A 15,569-nucleotide genomic window follows, 5' to 3' on the forward strand; every position below is an offset into this window, starting at 1 on the left:
AGAGTATCGAAAAGGAGGCTACATAATTATGACACAAGTAACATTTAAAAATAATCCTGTAACATTATTAGGCAAAGAGGTAGAGGTTGGGGAAAAAGCTCCAAACTTTACAGTATTGGCAAATAACCTATCGCCGGTTACTCTTGAGGATTCAGCTGGAAAAACTCGCCTGATTAGTGTAGTACCTTCCCTTGACACTGGTGTTTGTTCAGCACAAACTAACAAGTTTAACGAAAGTGCTGCAAGTCTTGGTGATGATGTTGTTATTTTAACAATCTCTGTTGACCTACCTTTTGCACAGTCTCGTTGGTGTGGAGCAAATGCAGCAGATTCTATTCAGACATTATCTGATCACCGCGACCTTTCTTTCGGGAAAGCATTCGGAATAGTAATGGAAGAGTTACGCTTACTTGCTCGCTCGGTATTTGTAGTAGATAAGAATGGTGTAGTAACTTACAAGGAAATCGTAAGTGAAGGTACTAACCATCCTGACTATGAAAAAGCGCTTGAGGCTGTTAAAGCAGCACAATAACTAACACTATAAAAAATAAGTAAACCCACTCTATTTCGAGTGGGTTTTCATTTGAGGGATCAGTATGCAAACAAATGTAGAAAAAATCTTTTCATTTATCGATCAAGAAGCCACATTTATAGAAGAGCAGGAATCTGCTCCTTATTTAGAAGGAATCGTCTATGCACTTGAGCTATGGCTTGAAAATAAAAAAGCTCCTGACCTTGTGAATCCTAAAAAAGAAGAGATTCGTAAAGCTATCCAGCTAGCTATTTTAAAAGGGATGAGCAAGTCAACTCAAGCAAATCACCAAATGACTCCGGACGCAATTGGATTACTATTAAGCTACTTCGTAAAAGAAATGAACAAGGAGAAAAAGGAGCTGTCCTTTTTAGATCCAGCACTAGGCACTGGAAACCTTCTATTCACCTTAATGAACGTCATTCCGAATACTTCTCATGCGTTTGGAGTGGAGATAGACGAGTTACTTATTCAGCTTGCTGCTCAGGTTGGGGAACTACTGGAGCAGGACATCCAGTTATTTAGACAGGATGCAATTCGTCCATTGATGATAGATCCCGTCGATATAGTTGTAAGTGACTTGCCAGTTGGATATTATCCAGACGAAGAGGCCTCGAAGGAATATTTCCTTCATAGCGAGGATGAAATGCCTTATGCCCATCATTTGTTTATGGAACAAGCGATGAAGCATGTAAAGCCGGGAGGGTATCTATATTTCCTAGTCCCAGCTACGATCTTCGAATCAAAACAAGCACCACAGCTGCATAAATTTATAAAAGAAAATGGCTGGATACAAGCAGTCATTCAACTTCCAGACTCTATCTTTAAGAACAAAGCGCAAGAAAAGAGTCTCCTTATTTTACAAAAGAAAAGTGAGGATTTAAAGGCTCCACGAGAGGTCTTGCTTGCGAAGGTACCAAGTATGACAAATCGAGAAGCAATGGAGCTATTCTTCAAAAAAATCGACATATGGCAAGAAGAAAATAATAGGTAAAATTTGCCCGCCCCTTTTATGCAAGGTACAATTATTGTATCAGTATAAAGAAGGGGCGTTTTCTTATGCCAAATATTTTAGCAGTTAATGCAGGTAGTTCTTCTTTAAAATTTCAGTTGTACTCAATGCCCGAAGAGAGAGTAATAGCAAAAGGATTAATCGAAAGGATAGGGTTATCAAATCCTGTGTTTACGATGAACTTTGACGATGAACGTATCCACTTAATAGAGCAAGTAGATAATCACGAACAGGCGGTTAAATTGCTCATTAAAATGCTGATTGATCGCAAAGTAATTCAATCGTTAGAAGATATACAAGGAATTGGCCACCGTGTCGTACATGGAGGAGAAACATACAATGACTCTATTTTAATAAATAAGGATGTTATTAAAAATATTGAAAGATTAGCAGAATTTGCTCCGCTTCATAACCCGGCAAACGTTACAGGAATCATAGAATTTCAAAAAGTTTTGCCCAATATACCAGCTGTCGCTGTGTTTGATACTGCTTTCCATCAAACGATGCCTGAAAGTTCTTATTTATACTCGATTCCGTATGACTATTACGAAAAGTATAGTATTCGAAAATATGGCTTTCACGGAACCTCTCATAAATATGTCGCTCACCGAGCAGCAGAATTATTAAATAGACCACTAGAAATAACTCGCCTCATCTCCTGCCATCTCGGTAATGGGGCAAGCATTGCTGCTATTCACAAAGGGAAATCTATAGACACCTCCATGGGCTTCACTCCACTTGCAGGAGTAACAATGGGCACAAGATCAGGAAACATTGACCCGGCACTGATACCCTACTTAATGGAAAAGACGGGAAAAAGCGCAGAAGGCATCCTAGATATACTAAACAAGAAATCAGGAATGCTTGGAGTATCAGGCTTTTCTAGTGATCTGCGAGATATCGTAACAGAAGCAACCAAAGGCAATGACCGTGCCCAACTAGCACTAGACGTCTTTGCCAACCGAATACACAAATACATCGGATCCTACGCTGCCCGTATGAATGGAGTAGACGCCATCCTCTTCACAGCAGGCATAGGTGAAAACAGCGAGGTTATCCGCGAAAAGGTACTCTCCGGCCTCCAATTCATGGGCGTCTACATGGACCCAGACCTAAACAAGCTGCACGGTAAAGAAGGCTTCATCAACTACCCACACTCACCCGTAAAAGTCATCGTCATCCCAACGAACGAGGAGATTGTGATTGCGAGAGATGTGATGAGGATTGCGGAGATGTAGGGGTTATGAGTAGTTACTAAGTTCTTGATTTTAATAGGTCGATTTGGTACAGTAGTTGAAATTATAGAATTGAATTTGAGGAGTTCCAAGAATTTAAGAGACGGATCAATTGTATAGTTCGGATATAAAGAAGGCTTGTTGAATGATTAATAATTTAATAACTGCGTAGGAGTGTCTGATATTTATGGGCGCTTCCTTTTTTTATAAAAGAAAATGATTATACATAAGATTGGGTTCACATAATAAAAGTTATATATACTAATAAAACTATGATTTTATGAAGAGATTAGTAGTCTATTCAGATTAAATTTAACATGGTATGATTATCCAATAATTAAAATTCTGCTTAATATTAGTTGGAGGTGTTTTATGTATTACTCTGATAATTACGCTACGTTTGATGAATGGGTGTCCCTTGTTTCTGATAATAATGAGTTAGTTGTTCCTTTTTGTAAAATACCTTATAGAGAATGGCTAGAAGACTACCTTGAAAATGTTCATAATAGGTCAGTTGAAGAAGTGAAAGACTTATTAAGATGTTTACTTCGTCCTTTTACTAGAGAGGCAGATATAAGTAACTATAAAATTTATTTTCAACTGAAACAATCAGAAATTACTACTTTTGCAGAGATGGCTAGTACAATGTCAAACATTGAACTATATCACAGAGTTAAAAATGGACAGGAAGCTTGGGAAGGATTAACTTGGGTTTTGGAGTTTTTACCCTCTCGACCATATAAAGCAATTAAAGCGCTTGAAAATTATGTTATTTCAGAGTCGAGTTTACCCGATGATAGAATAATTGGAATTGATCAGTGTGCGGAAATTATTATGGAAAAGTTTATTAATTTCGAAAATCCATTGGAGAAGTTAACGAGTTTGAAACCTATAGAATTTGAGTGGTTAATCGAAGAATTATACAAATGGATGGGCTATGAAACTACTTGGACTCCATCGACTCGGGATGGCGGAAAAGATATAATTGCATCGATAAAAAGACCAGATGGTAATGAAATAGTTTACGTTGAATGTAAGTTGTATAAGACAACAAAGTTAACAATCAAAGATGTCCGAAATCTACATTCTGTAATCACTAATGACAAAGTAAATAGAGGAGTTATATTTTGTACAGGCTATGTCAACGATAATTTAGGGAAATTTGATAGCAGAATTCAAATATGGTCTTATGATACTATTAACGTCCTACTAAATGCTCATTTAGGTATAAATTGGGCAGAGAGATTAGATATTGTTCTTGATAATAAGAAAAGAGAATTAGCAAGGGGCAAGTCTCTAGCTGATAATTAGGAATCTATCTAATGCTAGAAAGATACTTATTAATGGAGTTTAAGGTATTTTAGACATTTTCGATACAACTATTTCAATAGGACCAAATTATCTAATTTCAATAAACATTATATATGCGAATATAAATATTTACTTTTACTAATTTTTTGTTTATATATAATTGTGGAAAAGTGTACAAGTCCAGGATAATATAAAGCGCGAATGCAATCGCAATTAATAAATGATGAGTAGTAGTGAAAAAAAGAGTGCTGAATCAATACTTTCAGCGCTCCTTTTTGTATTTTAACATGCAAATGTTTCATGAGGATGGAATGAATGATGGAGATAGTTGGGAGATAAACATCTTTATGAATGTATGCTTTTAATGGAAAGGATACATATAAAATGTTGATTTAATAGTATTCCGTCATTGATAAGATAATGAAGGTATGATATTTTAAATTTAATTGCATAAGGATACATTTTGAAATGAGGATTATTATGGCAAATAAAAGTAAGAAAAAAGGAATGTTAATTGATGTTCAACCACTTAAAACAAAAAGAGGGGTTAATGATCTGATTGAAGCTTTGGGTATGACGAAGGAATTCGGTCTACGCAATCAGCTACTTTTCAAATTAGGTATCTCAACAGGTTTACGTTGTGGTGATCTAGTTGGATTGAAAGTGGAGCAGGTTAAAGGTAAAAGCTCATTCAAAATCTGTGAAGGCAAGACAAAAAAGGAACGCACAGTCTATTTGAATAACCTTATTGCTGATTTAGCAGATTATACTAAGACTTTGCCACCAGATACAAAGTATCTGTTTCCAAGTCGTAAAGGTGATGGACATATTACAATAACTCAAGCTTATCGTATCATTGCAAAGGCTGGAGATATGATTGGTAATTACTCTATTGGGACACATACCATGCGTAAGACCTTTGGGTACACCTATTACCAAGCTACTAAAGACGTGGCAACGCTAATGGAGATATTCAATCATTCATCGCAAAAGACCACGTTACGTTATATTGGAATTACAGATGAAGCGATTGAGAACAGTATTAAGAGCGTTGCTTTCTTTTAAAGGCTAATTAAGATAGGATACCATTATAAAAAAGGGAAGTGTGTGAGGATATGATAAATCAAACTACCTTATCTCTTAGTGTAGGATGGTCTGAATCACGAGGGAGAAAGAAAATAAAAGAATTACAAGAGTATTTCCCCTATGAAATTAAAGGACAGAAGAAGTTATATAATGTCCAATCTTTAAAAACAATGAAGTATGTAAAAGAATTAAGCGATAAAGGGTTATCTGCTAAGGAGATTTCTACTTTATTCCATTCATATGGTTTACCTAAAAGCGATGGAGATTTAACAAAAATGTTAGATGAGATGAGTAGTTTATACACGGGAGATGAAAAAATTTTATCAACAATTCCTTCTTCAAGAGAACTAGCTATACCACTTTTAAAGGTTATGTCTGATAATGATTTATATATTGCTTCAACACTAAATAATGGGGTTGCTGAACACTTTTCTTTAAGTAAAATACAAAAAGATTTTGCTTATCCTGATAGTAAGGAAACAGTTTTTGTTAGTCGAATGAGACATACTAGATTTACTTTGCAAAAACAGGGCTATATTGAGGAAGTGAAGAAATTTACATATCGTATAACTGGGGAAGGGATAGAGCTTCTTAATGAAAATATTGTTGAGCAAGAAGAGGAACTTGAAGAACTCGAACAAGTCGTAAATCATATTCAAGTAATAGAAGAGCATTTGACAGAATACGATAATGAATTAGTTATAGAATTATTAGAAAAGCTTACTAAAGTTAATTGGAAACATTTTGAGAATATAGTAGTCGAATTATTAGTTGCTATGGGATATGGAGCAGGTAAAGTCACCAAAAGCACCAATGATGAAGGATTAGATGGGATTATCAAAGAAGATAAACTTGGTTTAGAGAATATATATGTTCAAGCCAAAAGATGGACTAAAAATGTATGCAGACCTGATGTGATGGGATTTGTAGGAGCATTAGAAGGTAAAGGTTCTAAGGGTGTTATGATAACTACATCATCATTTTCTGACGGTGCTAAGAAATATTTACAAACTATCCCCTATAAGAAAATAATTCTAATAGATGGACAACAATTAGCGAAATATATGATTGAGTATAGTGTAGGGGTAACTTTAAAAAAGAAGTTGATAATAAAAGAAGTAGACTTTTCATATTTTGAAGATGAATAAGGGTAATCTAACACACTATAATTTTGCATTGTTAGTGTGTTTTTACTTGTTCAGCAATACAGGGGAGTGAATTGGTAAGGAAATGATTATAAAAGTTATAAAGAATCAAATCTTGATTATTGGTTTAATGAATAGTACAAGATTCTGAAGTTGTTCGCAACCTCTTCTATGCATAGTAGACTTTGAAATAGATATGATTATTGTACGACCACAAGAACGGCCGGCAATCTTCTAGACAAACCTAAGGCTGTTGTTTCTTTTGTGTAAGAGTTTTTCATAAATATTCGTTCTACAAGTTGTTTGATCAAAAAACTCACGTCTCTTTCTATATGGATATTATAAAATATAGTATTATTTTCCATTATAGTATATTAATGAATATATTTATAGTTGAAAAGTAATAATTGGTTTTATCTTTAACTGTTTAGATATGATCAGCTATTAACTGCTAAGCAAGGATAACTCCTTGTTGATTGGAGCGACAGGTGGCGACACAAGTAGGGATGAGTGAGACAGATAAGACATCACAACCACGCGCGTTAGCGATGGGTGATGGCTTATCGCTCACCCCACGGAAAGCGTCCGCTTAAAGCGAAAATCAACTCTACATACTTCTTCATGCTGTCTATACTTCTACTATCTACTTACCACAAAATTTAATACTCATCAAAAAAAGAACCATGGCATAAGCCATGATTCTCTAAGTTTAATAGTTTAATATACTACATTATGCTTCTAATACTTCATCTGTACGTACTACTAATACATCACAAGTAGAAGAACGAACAATATATTCAGACACACTACCAATTAAAAATCTTTCCATTGCATTTAGACCAGTTGCTCCACAAATGATTAAATCTGCTTCTACCTTATTAGCTAAATCCTTCGAAATCATTGTCTTAGGTGAGCCATACTCAACAATAATATTTACATTTGTCACTCCAGCAGCAAGAGCTTCTTTTTTATATCCACCAAGTAAATCTTCTGCAAATTTTTGAGCTCTTTCCGCGATAGAACGATCATACGCCTCAATAGCTGCAAAAGAACGAGTATCAATGATATTAACTAGATTTAAAGTTGCGTTATTTCTTTCAGCAATAGAAACAGACTTTTTAAAAGCAAATTCTGCTTCCTTTGAACCGTCTACTGCTACTAAGATTTGATTGTATTTTAATGTCATTCTAAATCCCTCCTGGGTTTGTTATACTATTATATTTCTATACTTAATCTCTAATTCCTGCTATCTTTTAATAGTTATTTAGTCTAATTTGTGAACAAAGGCTAATTATAAGAACGAATTGATGAGCAATTTAGAATTATTAATGCTAAAATATACTTGTTTCACTAATCTATTTAATCTTGTTAAAGGGGATATAGACATGCGTATAGGAGTTCCAAAGGAAATTAAAAATAATGAAAACCGTGTCGCAATGACACCAGCGGGAGTTGTAAGCTTAACTCTACATAATCATCAAGTGTTTATTGAAACAGGAGCAGGATTAGGTTCTAGCTTTACCGATGAAGATTATATTGCAGCAGGAGCAACGATTGTTCAAACTGCTCACGAAGCATGGAATCAAGAAATGGTAATGAAAGTAAAAGAACCAACACATCAAGAATTTGACTTAATTCAAGAAGGAACGATCCTGTTCACTTATCTACATTTAGCACCTGAAGAAGCATTAACAAAAGTGTTATTAGACAAGAAAGTGACAGCGATTGCTTATGAAACAGTTCAATTACCAAACAATTCTTTACCTCTTCTTTCACCAATGAGTGAGGTTGCAGGTCGTATGGCTACTCAAATTGGCGCTCAATTCCTAGAGCAAATCCATGGAGGTAAAGGAATTTTACTTGGTGGAGTTCCAGGGGTTCCACGTGCTAATGTAGCAATTATTGGTGGTGGGATCGCAGGCACAAATGCTGCAAAAATGGCAATAGGAATGGGTGCAAAAGTCACTATCATCGACTTAAACGTGGATCGTCTTCGTCAATTAGAAGATATCTTTGGAAGCAATGTTCAAACTCTAATCTCTAACCCTTACAATATTGGAGAAGCGGTGAAGGAAGCTGACTTAGTAATAGGTGCTGTATTAATACCTGGTGCCAAAGCTCCTAAGCTAGTATCAGAGGATATGATTAAATCAATGACTCCAGGCTCAGTTGTAATCGATATTGCCATTGACCAAGGGGGAATCTTTGAAACTTCTGACAGAATAACAACGCATGATAACCCTACCTATGAAAAGCACGGCGTAGTTCATTATGCAGTTGCGAATATGCCAGGAGCGGTTCCAAGAACATCTACGATGGCATTGACGAACGCAACAGTACCTTATGCAGTGCAAATTGCAAACAAAGGGTACAAGCAAGCATGTCTGGATAATTTAGCTCTTCAAAAAGGGATTAATACATTAGGCGGTCATGTCACATTTGCAGCAGTTGCAGAAGCACAAGGCTTACCATATACAGATGTAACAACTCTTTTAAAATAACATTACTCAATCACCCATCTCTAAAGAGTTTGGGTGATTTCTAAATTTCTAGACAGTGAGGTGGAATAGTGAGTTATCTATACATTGGCCTCGCAGGTGGACTAGGTGCAATATGTCGGTATGTGATTGGGTTTTATATAGCTCCTTCATCTTCTTTCCCTTTTTCCACGTTACTTGTAAATTTAATTGGATGTTTTGCTCTTGCTTTTGTTTTGTCTCGCACAGAGAGGTTCTCCTACAAATTACGCCTCGCCTTAGGCACCGGGTTCCTCGGTTCTTTTACTACCTTTTCAGCCTTTAGTGTGGAAACTATACTATTAGTAGAACAATCCGAATATGCTTTGGCACTGATTTATCTAATATGCAGTATAATTGGCGGCATGATTAGTAGTAATCTTGGATGGAAAAAAGAGGTGAAAGAATGACTCTAATTTCTTTAATAGCAGTAGGGGGAGCGGGATTCCTTGGTGCAATACTGAGATTTTATACCGCTGAAAAACTAAATAAGCATAGCCAGTTTCCTTATGGAACGCTTTTTGTGAATTTAATAGGATCTTTTCTACTTGGGTTACTGTGTGGGGTGAACGTGGAAGGAATTTATTATCTGCTCATTGGTATTGGGCTATTAGGAGCACTGACAACCTTTTCAACGTTGAACGCTGAATTGATAAAACTAAAGGAAAAACGAAAACAATACCTTTTTTATTTGATTTCTACTTATGTAGGTGGGTTGTTCGTAGCTTTTATAGGTTACTTTTTTGGAACTATATTTTAGCTCTCTAATTTTTGGGGTTGCCTGTATTGTTTGGAGCAGCAGACGGCGAATCCACCGGAAAACTATCAAATGAGGCTGACACACAACTAGTTACTTAAACTAAACGCACAAATTAGTTGAAGAAGGATACTTTTAATTTCTAGATTTTTCCTATAAATAAAGGGCAGGTATAGATGATATGGCATTTGAGAATGTAGTATATCCAGCTTTTATTAAGCAAGAAGAAAGTTTCAGTATTCATTTCCCAACTTTGCTTCCAAAGTACGGGTGGGAGACTCCGTTAAGCTATGGTCCCACGAAAAAGGAAGCAATTCAAAATGCAAAGAAGGCCTTAGCTTATTTGCTAGCCGGTGCTTTATATGATAATGAAGATTTACCAAGTCAGGAACAGATTCCTACTAATCTTGTGACGGAAGAGATGGAACTTGTTTTTATTAAAACATCATATAGTGATTATGCAAAAGAAATTGAAAAGCATTTACCATTCCGTCATTGGCATATCTATTTTAACAGAGATGAGAGAAGTGATTTTCAAGCTGTTGCATATAAGAATAGAGAAGGACTTTGGGATGTAAAGGTAGATGGTAATTTACCAATTGAAATAGCAAAGGAGAAGTTGATCCAAGTTTGTCCTACATATCCTGTTATTTGTACTGTACGACGTCGAGTTGAAGCGGAAGAAGCTTTCGATAGTCTAGTACTCAGAGTAGAAGAGATAAAAAAGAAATTGTGATTTTTAAATATTGCTCCTATAGCAATAAAATTACAGGCGATTTATTTTAGCATGTAATAATAATTTGTAATTACATGTATTAATTTTCTACTAAATTTTTATTGAAAAGAATTATAATTTTCGATAAATAAACAGGGCGATTTTGTTTCAGTTTTTTACTTAAGGAATTTAATAAAGTTTGTGAATTACTATACTTAAACAAGCCGATGCTTTTGCCAAATATGGCCATCCTTTCGATGATCTATTTTTATGTCCCAAATATCAAGTTGATTCTAAATATACTTTGTGAAATGTCACTCTTAAACTAAGTAGCCGGTTAGTTTAAGAGAGTTGTTTAACTTGTATTCAACAATCGGGCCAGATTGTTATATAACCATCTGAATAAACAAGTGATTAGTCTAAAGATAAAGGGGGATTTATATGAATACAAAACGTAAAAGGAAGGTCATAGGTTCAGGAGTATTTATTGTACTTGTTATAGCTTTCATATCTTGGTATTATCCATTATCGCTTTTTAGCGTCCATCAAAGCTTTACATATCATCCTGGTTCGAATACTCATAATGGCAAAACCTACGAAGAAGAGATTGGCGAGTTTAAAGCTACCTATGAGGAGGATCTAAAAAAGGATTTAAAAAGTGATAATTACAATCCTACGGTAAATAGAACTCAATTTATTCTTCCGATTTTTGAACAAGAATGGCTGATCGGCACGGACTCCAAAACAATTGACAAAGATAAACTGGATAGAATGCTTTTCGATGTACAACAGGCAAGAAATACCCTGTTAGACCTTGTTTCTGAAGGAGATTATTCCAGAGAAGAAAGGGGATACCTGGTTGATAGTATAAATAATTTCCTGCACTTGGAAGAGCGTATTAGATTTATAAGAAACGGAAAATATTTTTCGAGAAGTGATTTGCAAAGGATGTTAGGTAATTTACACGGAGATTTCTGGACAGGTTTTAATTACTATACCACCGTTTTTTATGATGTGTCTCACAAATAAGAGTTTGAAGCAATCGGGCGCGATTGTTAATAAGCGTCTCTGTTCTTCTTAAATGTAGTGTAGTGCTTTAGCTAAGATGGATGTTTCTTAACTAATACCTATTTTCTATTGTATAAAAATTGGGGTTAGCTACAAAACGGTATAGGAGGAAGGAATGTATGCAATATAATGTAGCTTTTAATATACCAACCTTTACAGATGATGAATCAACCTTTCCAAAGCCAGTAATCGGAAATTACGATTATTGGACTGCATTATTCGAACACTTTTTAAAAAGTTCAAATACAATTGAAATTCATTGTTGGAATAAAGAGATTGAAACTATTTCAGAGATTAAATCTCTCTATAAAAATGAATTAGAAATTGTTAAAGGAGAAAATCTCACTATATTTAGGTGGCGAAAACACTTTATCGTTTCAGATTATTTATTGAATGACTATTTAAATAAAATAGGAGAATTCAAGTGGTTCACAGTTAATTTAGAGAAGGATATGATGTCTGTGTTTCATTCGGGACACTGGGGGACGGAATTCTTTGTACCTAATGCATTAAAAAGTGATGTTGCATTAATCAAAAGTATAATTCCCGGTGAAACAAGTTTTCATCAAAATTAACAATTCCTTATTCAAGTAACGTTGCGTTATTTGAAGATGAAAAGTGAAGAAAAATAATCCAGGAGAAAATATCATCGCTCATTGTTTATATGTATTTAAAATCATCCTTTACCTTTAACAAAGCAAATAAAAAAACGTGAAATCATCAGTTGATTTCACGTTTTCACTAATTTTTAAAGCTAGTTGCTTTCTTGTAGAGACCTCTCCATTCTAGTTGATTGGAGAGAAGGCTACGACTCCTGGGGCACAGCGAGAGAAGTCATAGTTTCCTGCTTATTTTAAAGTATTTGCAGCTCTTTCGGGAATTTAGTTAACACTTCCACTCCGTCAGCAGTAACCACTACATCATCCTCAATACGTACGCCCGTAATATCTGGGTGGTAAATACCAGGCTCGATCGTAAATACCATTCCTTCTTCTAATACCATTTCATTAACACCTGTAATCGAAGGGAATTCATGAACTGAAATTCCTAAGCCATGACCAAGGCGATGCGTAAAGTATTCACCATAGCCAGCCTCCGTAATAACATCACGAGCCGTTTTGTCTAATTCCATAGCAGTGACACCTGGCTTCACTGCATTTACAGCTGCCATTTCTGCTTTAAGTACCGTTTCGTATACTTCTCTTTTTTCAGGAGAAGGTTCGCCGAAAGCTACCGTACGAGTTATATCAGAACAATAGCCGTTATACACTACACCAAGATCAAACAGGATGAAATCACCCTTTTGAATTTTGCGATCGCCTGGAGTTCCGTGAGGAGAAGCAGTCTTCGGTCCACTTAATACCATCGTATCAAATGACATTTGAGCTGCGCCTTTTTCTTTCACGGCTAACTCGATAGCATTTAATATTTCTAGCTCCGTTTTACCTTCAGCAATCTCTTTACAACCGACTTCAATCGCATAATCTGCTAGCTCTGCTGCTTTACGCATATTAGCTAATTCTGCCTCGGATTTTATAACACGTAGCTCATTAATCTTTTCATCTAAACGATTAATTTGAAGGGAAGAAAATCTTTTCGTTATTGCTTCTAATCTTTCAACCGTCATATGAGATTTTTCAATTGCTAGGCTCTGAATGGATTGTCCGCTGTCTTTCACTGCTGACGCTAATACGTCCCATGCATTGTCTGTGTCCTGATGACCAATAATAGTCCCTGACCATCCAGCTGCTTTAGCATCCGGCATCTCCATTTTAGGGCAAATGATAAACGGGGGAGCATCTTTGAAAATCATCACTCCAAGTAAACGTTCGTGCGGATTGCTCTTAAATCCGGTAAAATAGAAGACGTTATCAGGAGTAGTTACGAAAGCAGCGTCTATGCTGTTAATTTGTAGGTATGACTGAATTTTTTTTATAGATTCCAAGTAAAGCACCTCTTTTTTATTTATATTATAAGGATAGCAGAATAAAGGAATTCTTGCATTAGCGTTGAATGAACAATAAGTAGATTTAAAATAATTTTTAAGGAGAGATGTCAAAATGAAAATTAGCTATCATGGACACTCAGTAGTAAAAATTCAAACAAATTCTCACACTATTTTAATTGACCCTTTTATAACGGGAAATGAAAAAACAGACTTGAACGCAGCTGAACAACAAGTGGATGCTATTCTTTTAACACATGGTCATGACGACCATGTCGGAGATACAGTGGAGATTGCTAAAAAATGCAATGCCATTGTCGTAGCACCTTTTGAGTTGGCAAATTATATACAATCTAAAGGGATAGAAGTGCACCCTATGGGTATCGGAGGCGAGCGTGAATTTGAGTTTGGAAAAGTAAAATTTACTCAAGCTTTTCATAGCTCTTCTACTACAAATGAGGAAGGCCAGGTCATTTATTTAGGGATGCCTACTGGTATTCTCTTCAGTGCAGAGGGAACTACCCTATACCATGCTGGGGACACTGGTTTATTTGGTGATATGAAGCTTATAGGTGATCGACACGATATTGATGTTGCTTTCCTTCCTATAGGTAGCAATTTCACAATGGGGCCAGAGGATGCGGCCTATGCTACAGAATTACTTCAGCCTAAAATAGTAGTTCCTATTCACTACAATACTTTTCCACCTATCAAACAGGATCCAAAGTACTTTGAAAGCTTAGTTAAAAAGGCAGAAGTTCAAATACTTTCAGCTGGAGAATTTGTTGCACTCTCCTAGGATAAGAAAATTATTAAAATGTGTTACAATAAGCGTATAACTAACGTTTGGATGTGACTACATGACAACAAAACATGAGCAGATTTTGGCTTACATTGAAAACCTTCCCGTTGGTGATAAAATATCGGTTAGGCAAATTGCAAAAGATTTATCGGTAAGTGAAGGAACAGCTTATAGAGCCATTAAGGAAGCAGAAAATAGAAGGATAGTTAGTACTATTGAACGAGTGGGTACGATTCGTATAGAGCTTAAGAAAAAAGAGCACTTCGAACGTCTTACATTTGCAGAGGTAGTTAATATAGTAGATGGACAAGTACTTGGTGGTAAAGCTGGGCTATACAAGACATTGAACAAATTCGTTATTGGTGCCATGCAGCTAGATGATATGATGCGCTACGTAGAGCCAAGCAATCTATTGATCGTAGGTAATCGGTTGAAGGTACATGAGACTGCTTTAAAGGCTGGAGCTGCAGTATTAATCACGGGTGGCTTTGATGTTTTGGAGAACACAAAAAAATTAGCTGATGAGCTAGAACTTCCGGTTATATCCACGAGCTATGATACCTTTACAGTTGCCACGATGATTAATCGAGCGATTGACGACCAGCTTATTAAGAAAGACGTTTTACTAATTGAGGATATATATGTACCACTAGAAGAGACGTCTTATTTATACGCAACAGACCTTGTAAAACAATACAGAGATTTAAATAATATGACCTCTCATGGGGGATTCCCTGTAGTAGATCGATCCAATAAGCTCGTTGGAATAGTGACGGCTCGTGATGTCATCGGAAGAAATAGCAATGAGATGATTGAAAAGGTTATGACGAAGAATCCTATTGCTATTACGATGAAAACGAGCGTTGCTTCTGCTAGCCATCGTATGATTTGGGAAGGAATAGACCTTCTTCCTGTTGTAAAAGAGAGCAATTATTTAGAAGGTGTCATCAGTAGGCAGGATGTATTAAAGGCCTTGCAGGCTGCTTCTCGACAGCCTCAAAACGGTGAAACAATTGATGATATTGTAAAGCAGCAGATTAAAGTAGTTTCATCTGAGGAGTTTATGTTTGAATTTGTCGTGACGCCTCAAATGACTGACCATTACGGGGCAATGTCTTACGGCGCTTTTGCGATCCTTTTAACGGAAACAGGAGCACAAGCGTTAAAAATTAAAAAGCGTGGTGAATCTGTCGTTGAAAACATGACGATTTATTTCACTAAGCCTATTCAATTAGAAAGTATTCTGCGCATCCAAGTAAGGGTATTAGAAATGAGTAGGAAAGTAGCGAAGATGGATATTGAGGTTTTCCACGATAAACAATTAGTTGGTAAGGCTATGGTCACTTATCAATTATTAGAAAGATAATGACTAGAAAAGCGCAAGCGCCTATGTCTGCCCCGACAGGCAAATGGAGAAAAGCGAGGAGGCAGTTCCTCAGCCACCG

Annotated in this window: 16 protein-coding genes; 14 read left to right on the plus strand and 2 right to left on the minus strand. The window is 36.0% G+C overall.

Annotated features, from left to right (window positions below):
* Positions 1 to 28: 28 nt before the first annotated feature.
* The 6 genes from tpx to HF876_RS15415 all read left to right on the plus strand — a co-directional run bounded on the left by tpx (position 29) and on the right by HF876_RS15415 (position 6,324).
* Positions 29 to 532 carry a thiol peroxidase gene (tpx, locus tag HF876_RS15390; protein ID WP_169360937.1) on the plus strand — a complete coding sequence of 168 codons (504 nt, stop codon included), beginning with the start codon at positions 29 to 31 and terminating at the stop codon, positions 530 to 532.
* A 64-nt stretch (positions 533 to 596) separates the two neighbouring features.
* A complete protein-coding gene (locus HF876_RS15395; RefSeq protein WP_169360938.1) occupies positions 597 to 1,526 on the plus strand; it encodes a class I SAM-dependent methyltransferase in 930 nt (309 codons plus the stop codon).
* A 65-nt stretch (positions 1,527 to 1,591) separates the two neighbouring features.
* Positions 1,592 to 2,782, plus strand: a complete 1,191-nt coding sequence (locus tag HF876_RS15400; protein WP_169360939.1) for an acetate kinase — start codon at positions 1,592 to 1,594, stop codon at positions 2,780 to 2,782.
* A 369-nt stretch (positions 2,783 to 3,151) separates the two neighbouring features.
* Positions 3,152 to 4,090 carry a restriction endonuclease gene (locus tag HF876_RS15405; protein WP_169360940.1) on the plus strand — a complete coding sequence of 313 codons (939 nt, stop codon included), beginning with the start codon at positions 3,152 to 3,154 and terminating at the stop codon, positions 4,088 to 4,090.
* Between the two features lie 480 nt (positions 4,091 to 4,570).
* A complete protein-coding gene (locus HF876_RS15410; protein ID WP_169360941.1) occupies positions 4,571 to 5,155 on the plus strand; it encodes a tyrosine-type recombinase/integrase in 585 nt (194 codons plus the stop codon).
* A 50-nt stretch (positions 5,156 to 5,205) separates the two neighbouring features.
* The gene (locus HF876_RS15415; RefSeq protein WP_169360942.1) at positions 5,206 to 6,324 is read left to right on the plus strand and encodes a restriction endonuclease; all 1,119 of its coding nucleotides are present in this window, start codon (positions 5,206 to 5,208) and stop codon (positions 6,322 to 6,324) included.
* Between the two features lie 727 nt (positions 6,325 to 7,051).
* On the opposite strand, the gene HF876_RS15420 is transcribed toward HF876_RS15415, so the two are convergent.
* Complete coding sequence (locus HF876_RS15420) at positions 7,052 to 7,507, minus strand: universal stress protein (protein WP_169360943.1); 456 nt, start codon at positions 7,505 to 7,507, stop codon at positions 7,052 to 7,054.
* Between the two features lie 199 nt (positions 7,508 to 7,706).
* Between HF876_RS15420 and ald the strand changes: the two genes are divergently transcribed.
* The 6 genes from ald to HF876_RS15450 all read left to right on the plus strand — a co-directional run bounded on the left by ald (position 7,707) and on the right by HF876_RS15450 (position 11,952).
* Positions 7,707 to 8,822: an alanine dehydrogenase gene (ald, locus tag HF876_RS15425; RefSeq protein ID WP_169360944.1), complete on the plus strand. Its 1,116-nt coding sequence runs from the start codon at positions 7,707 to 7,709 to the stop codon at positions 8,820 to 8,822.
* Between the two features lie 68 nt (positions 8,823 to 8,890).
* A complete protein-coding gene (gene crcB / locus HF876_RS15430; protein WP_169360945.1) occupies positions 8,891 to 9,247 on the plus strand; it encodes a fluoride efflux transporter CrcB in 357 nt (118 codons plus the stop codon).
* On the plus strand, positions 9,244 to 9,597 hold the full coding sequence (locus tag HF876_RS15435; RefSeq protein ID WP_169360946.1) for a fluoride efflux transporter FluC: 354 nt from the start codon (positions 9,244 to 9,246) through the stop codon (positions 9,595 to 9,597). Before crcB ends, HF876_RS15435 begins: the two co-directional genes overlap by 4 nt.
* Before the next feature lie 178 nt (positions 9,598 to 9,775).
* A complete protein-coding gene (locus tag HF876_RS15440) occupies positions 9,776 to 10,330 on the plus strand; it encodes a type II toxin-antitoxin system HicB family antitoxin (protein ID WP_169360947.1) in 555 nt (184 codons plus the stop codon).
* Between the two features lie 420 nt (positions 10,331 to 10,750).
* The gene (locus HF876_RS15445) at positions 10,751 to 11,338 is read left to right on the plus strand and encodes a hypothetical protein (RefSeq protein WP_169360948.1); all 588 of its coding nucleotides are present in this window, start codon (positions 10,751 to 10,753) and stop codon (positions 11,336 to 11,338) included.
* A 158-nt stretch (positions 11,339 to 11,496) separates the two neighbouring features.
* Positions 11,497 to 11,952 (plus strand): hypothetical protein, encoded by a 456-nt coding sequence (locus HF876_RS15450; RefSeq protein ID WP_169360949.1) that lies wholly within the window; start codon positions 11,497 to 11,499, stop codon positions 11,950 to 11,952.
* A gap of 278 nt (positions 11,953 to 12,230) precedes the next feature.
* Here HF876_RS15450 and HF876_RS15455 read toward each other — a convergent pair whose 3' ends face one another.
* The gene (locus HF876_RS15455) at positions 12,231 to 13,322 is read right to left on the minus strand and encodes a M24 family metallopeptidase (RefSeq protein ID WP_169360950.1); all 1,092 of its coding nucleotides are present in this window, start codon (positions 13,320 to 13,322) and stop codon (positions 12,231 to 12,233) included.
* Positions 13,323 to 13,437: 115 nt separating this feature from the next.
* Between HF876_RS15455 and HF876_RS15460 the strand changes: the two genes are divergently transcribed.
* Entirely contained in the window at positions 13,438 to 14,121 is a 684-nt protein-coding gene (locus HF876_RS15460) for a metal-dependent hydrolase (protein WP_169360951.1), read from the plus strand.
* 61 nt (positions 14,122 to 14,182) lie between these two features.
* The gene (locus HF876_RS15465; RefSeq protein WP_169360952.1) at positions 14,183 to 15,490 is read left to right on the plus strand and encodes a DRTGG domain-containing protein; all 1,308 of its coding nucleotides are present in this window, start codon (positions 14,183 to 14,185) and stop codon (positions 15,488 to 15,490) included.
* The last annotated feature ends 79 nt before the right edge of the window (positions 15,491 to 15,569 follow it).

The organism is Psychrobacillus sp. BL-248-WT-3 (assembly GCF_012843435.1).
Lineage (GTDB): Bacteria > Bacillota > Bacilli > Bacillales_A > Planococcaceae > Psychrobacillus.

Coding starts and splice junctions, on each gene's coding strand:
- HF876_RS15405 (WP_169360940.1), top strand. CDS start 3,152: ATGTATTACTCTGATAATTACGCTACGTTTGATGAATGGGTGTCCCTT.
- HF876_RS15465 (WP_169360952.1), top strand. CDS start 14,183: ATGACAACAAAACATGAGCAGATTTTGGCTTACATTGAAAACCTTCCC.
- HF876_RS15410 (WP_169360941.1), top strand. CDS start 4,571: ATGGCAAATAAAAGTAAGAAAAAAGGAATGTTAATTGATGTTCAACCA.
- HF876_RS15450 (WP_169360949.1), top strand. CDS start 11,497: ATGCAATATAATGTAGCTTTTAATATACCAACCTTTACAGATGATGAA.
- HF876_RS15445 (WP_169360948.1), top strand. CDS start 10,751: ATGAATACAAAACGTAAAAGGAAGGTCATAGGTTCAGGAGTATTTATT.
- HF876_RS15460 (WP_169360951.1), top strand. CDS start 13,438: ATGAAAATTAGCTATCATGGACACTCAGTAGTAAAAATTCAAACAAAT.
- ald (WP_169360944.1), top strand. CDS start 7,707: ATGCGTATAGGAGTTCCAAAGGAAATTAAAAATAATGAAAACCGTGTC.
- HF876_RS15415 (WP_169360942.1), top strand. CDS start 5,206: ATGATAAATCAAACTACCTTATCTCTTAGTGTAGGATGGTCTGAATCA.
- HF876_RS15435 (WP_169360946.1), top strand. CDS start 9,244: ATGACTCTAATTTCTTTAATAGCAGTAGGGGGAGCGGGATTCCTTGGT.
- tpx (WP_169360937.1), top strand. CDS start 29: ATGACACAAGTAACATTTAAAAATAATCCTGTAACATTATTAGGCAAA.
- HF876_RS15400 (WP_169360939.1), top strand. CDS start 1,592: ATGCCAAATATTTTAGCAGTTAATGCAGGTAGTTCTTCTTTAAAATTT.
- HF876_RS15420 (WP_169360943.1), bottom strand. CDS start 7,507: ATGACATTAAAATACAATCAAATCTTAGTAGCAGTAGACGGTTCAAAG.
- HF876_RS15440 (WP_169360947.1), top strand. CDS start 9,776: ATGGCATTTGAGAATGTAGTATATCCAGCTTTTATTAAGCAAGAAGAA.
- HF876_RS15395 (WP_169360938.1), top strand. CDS start 597: ATGCAAACAAATGTAGAAAAAATCTTTTCATTTATCGATCAAGAAGCC.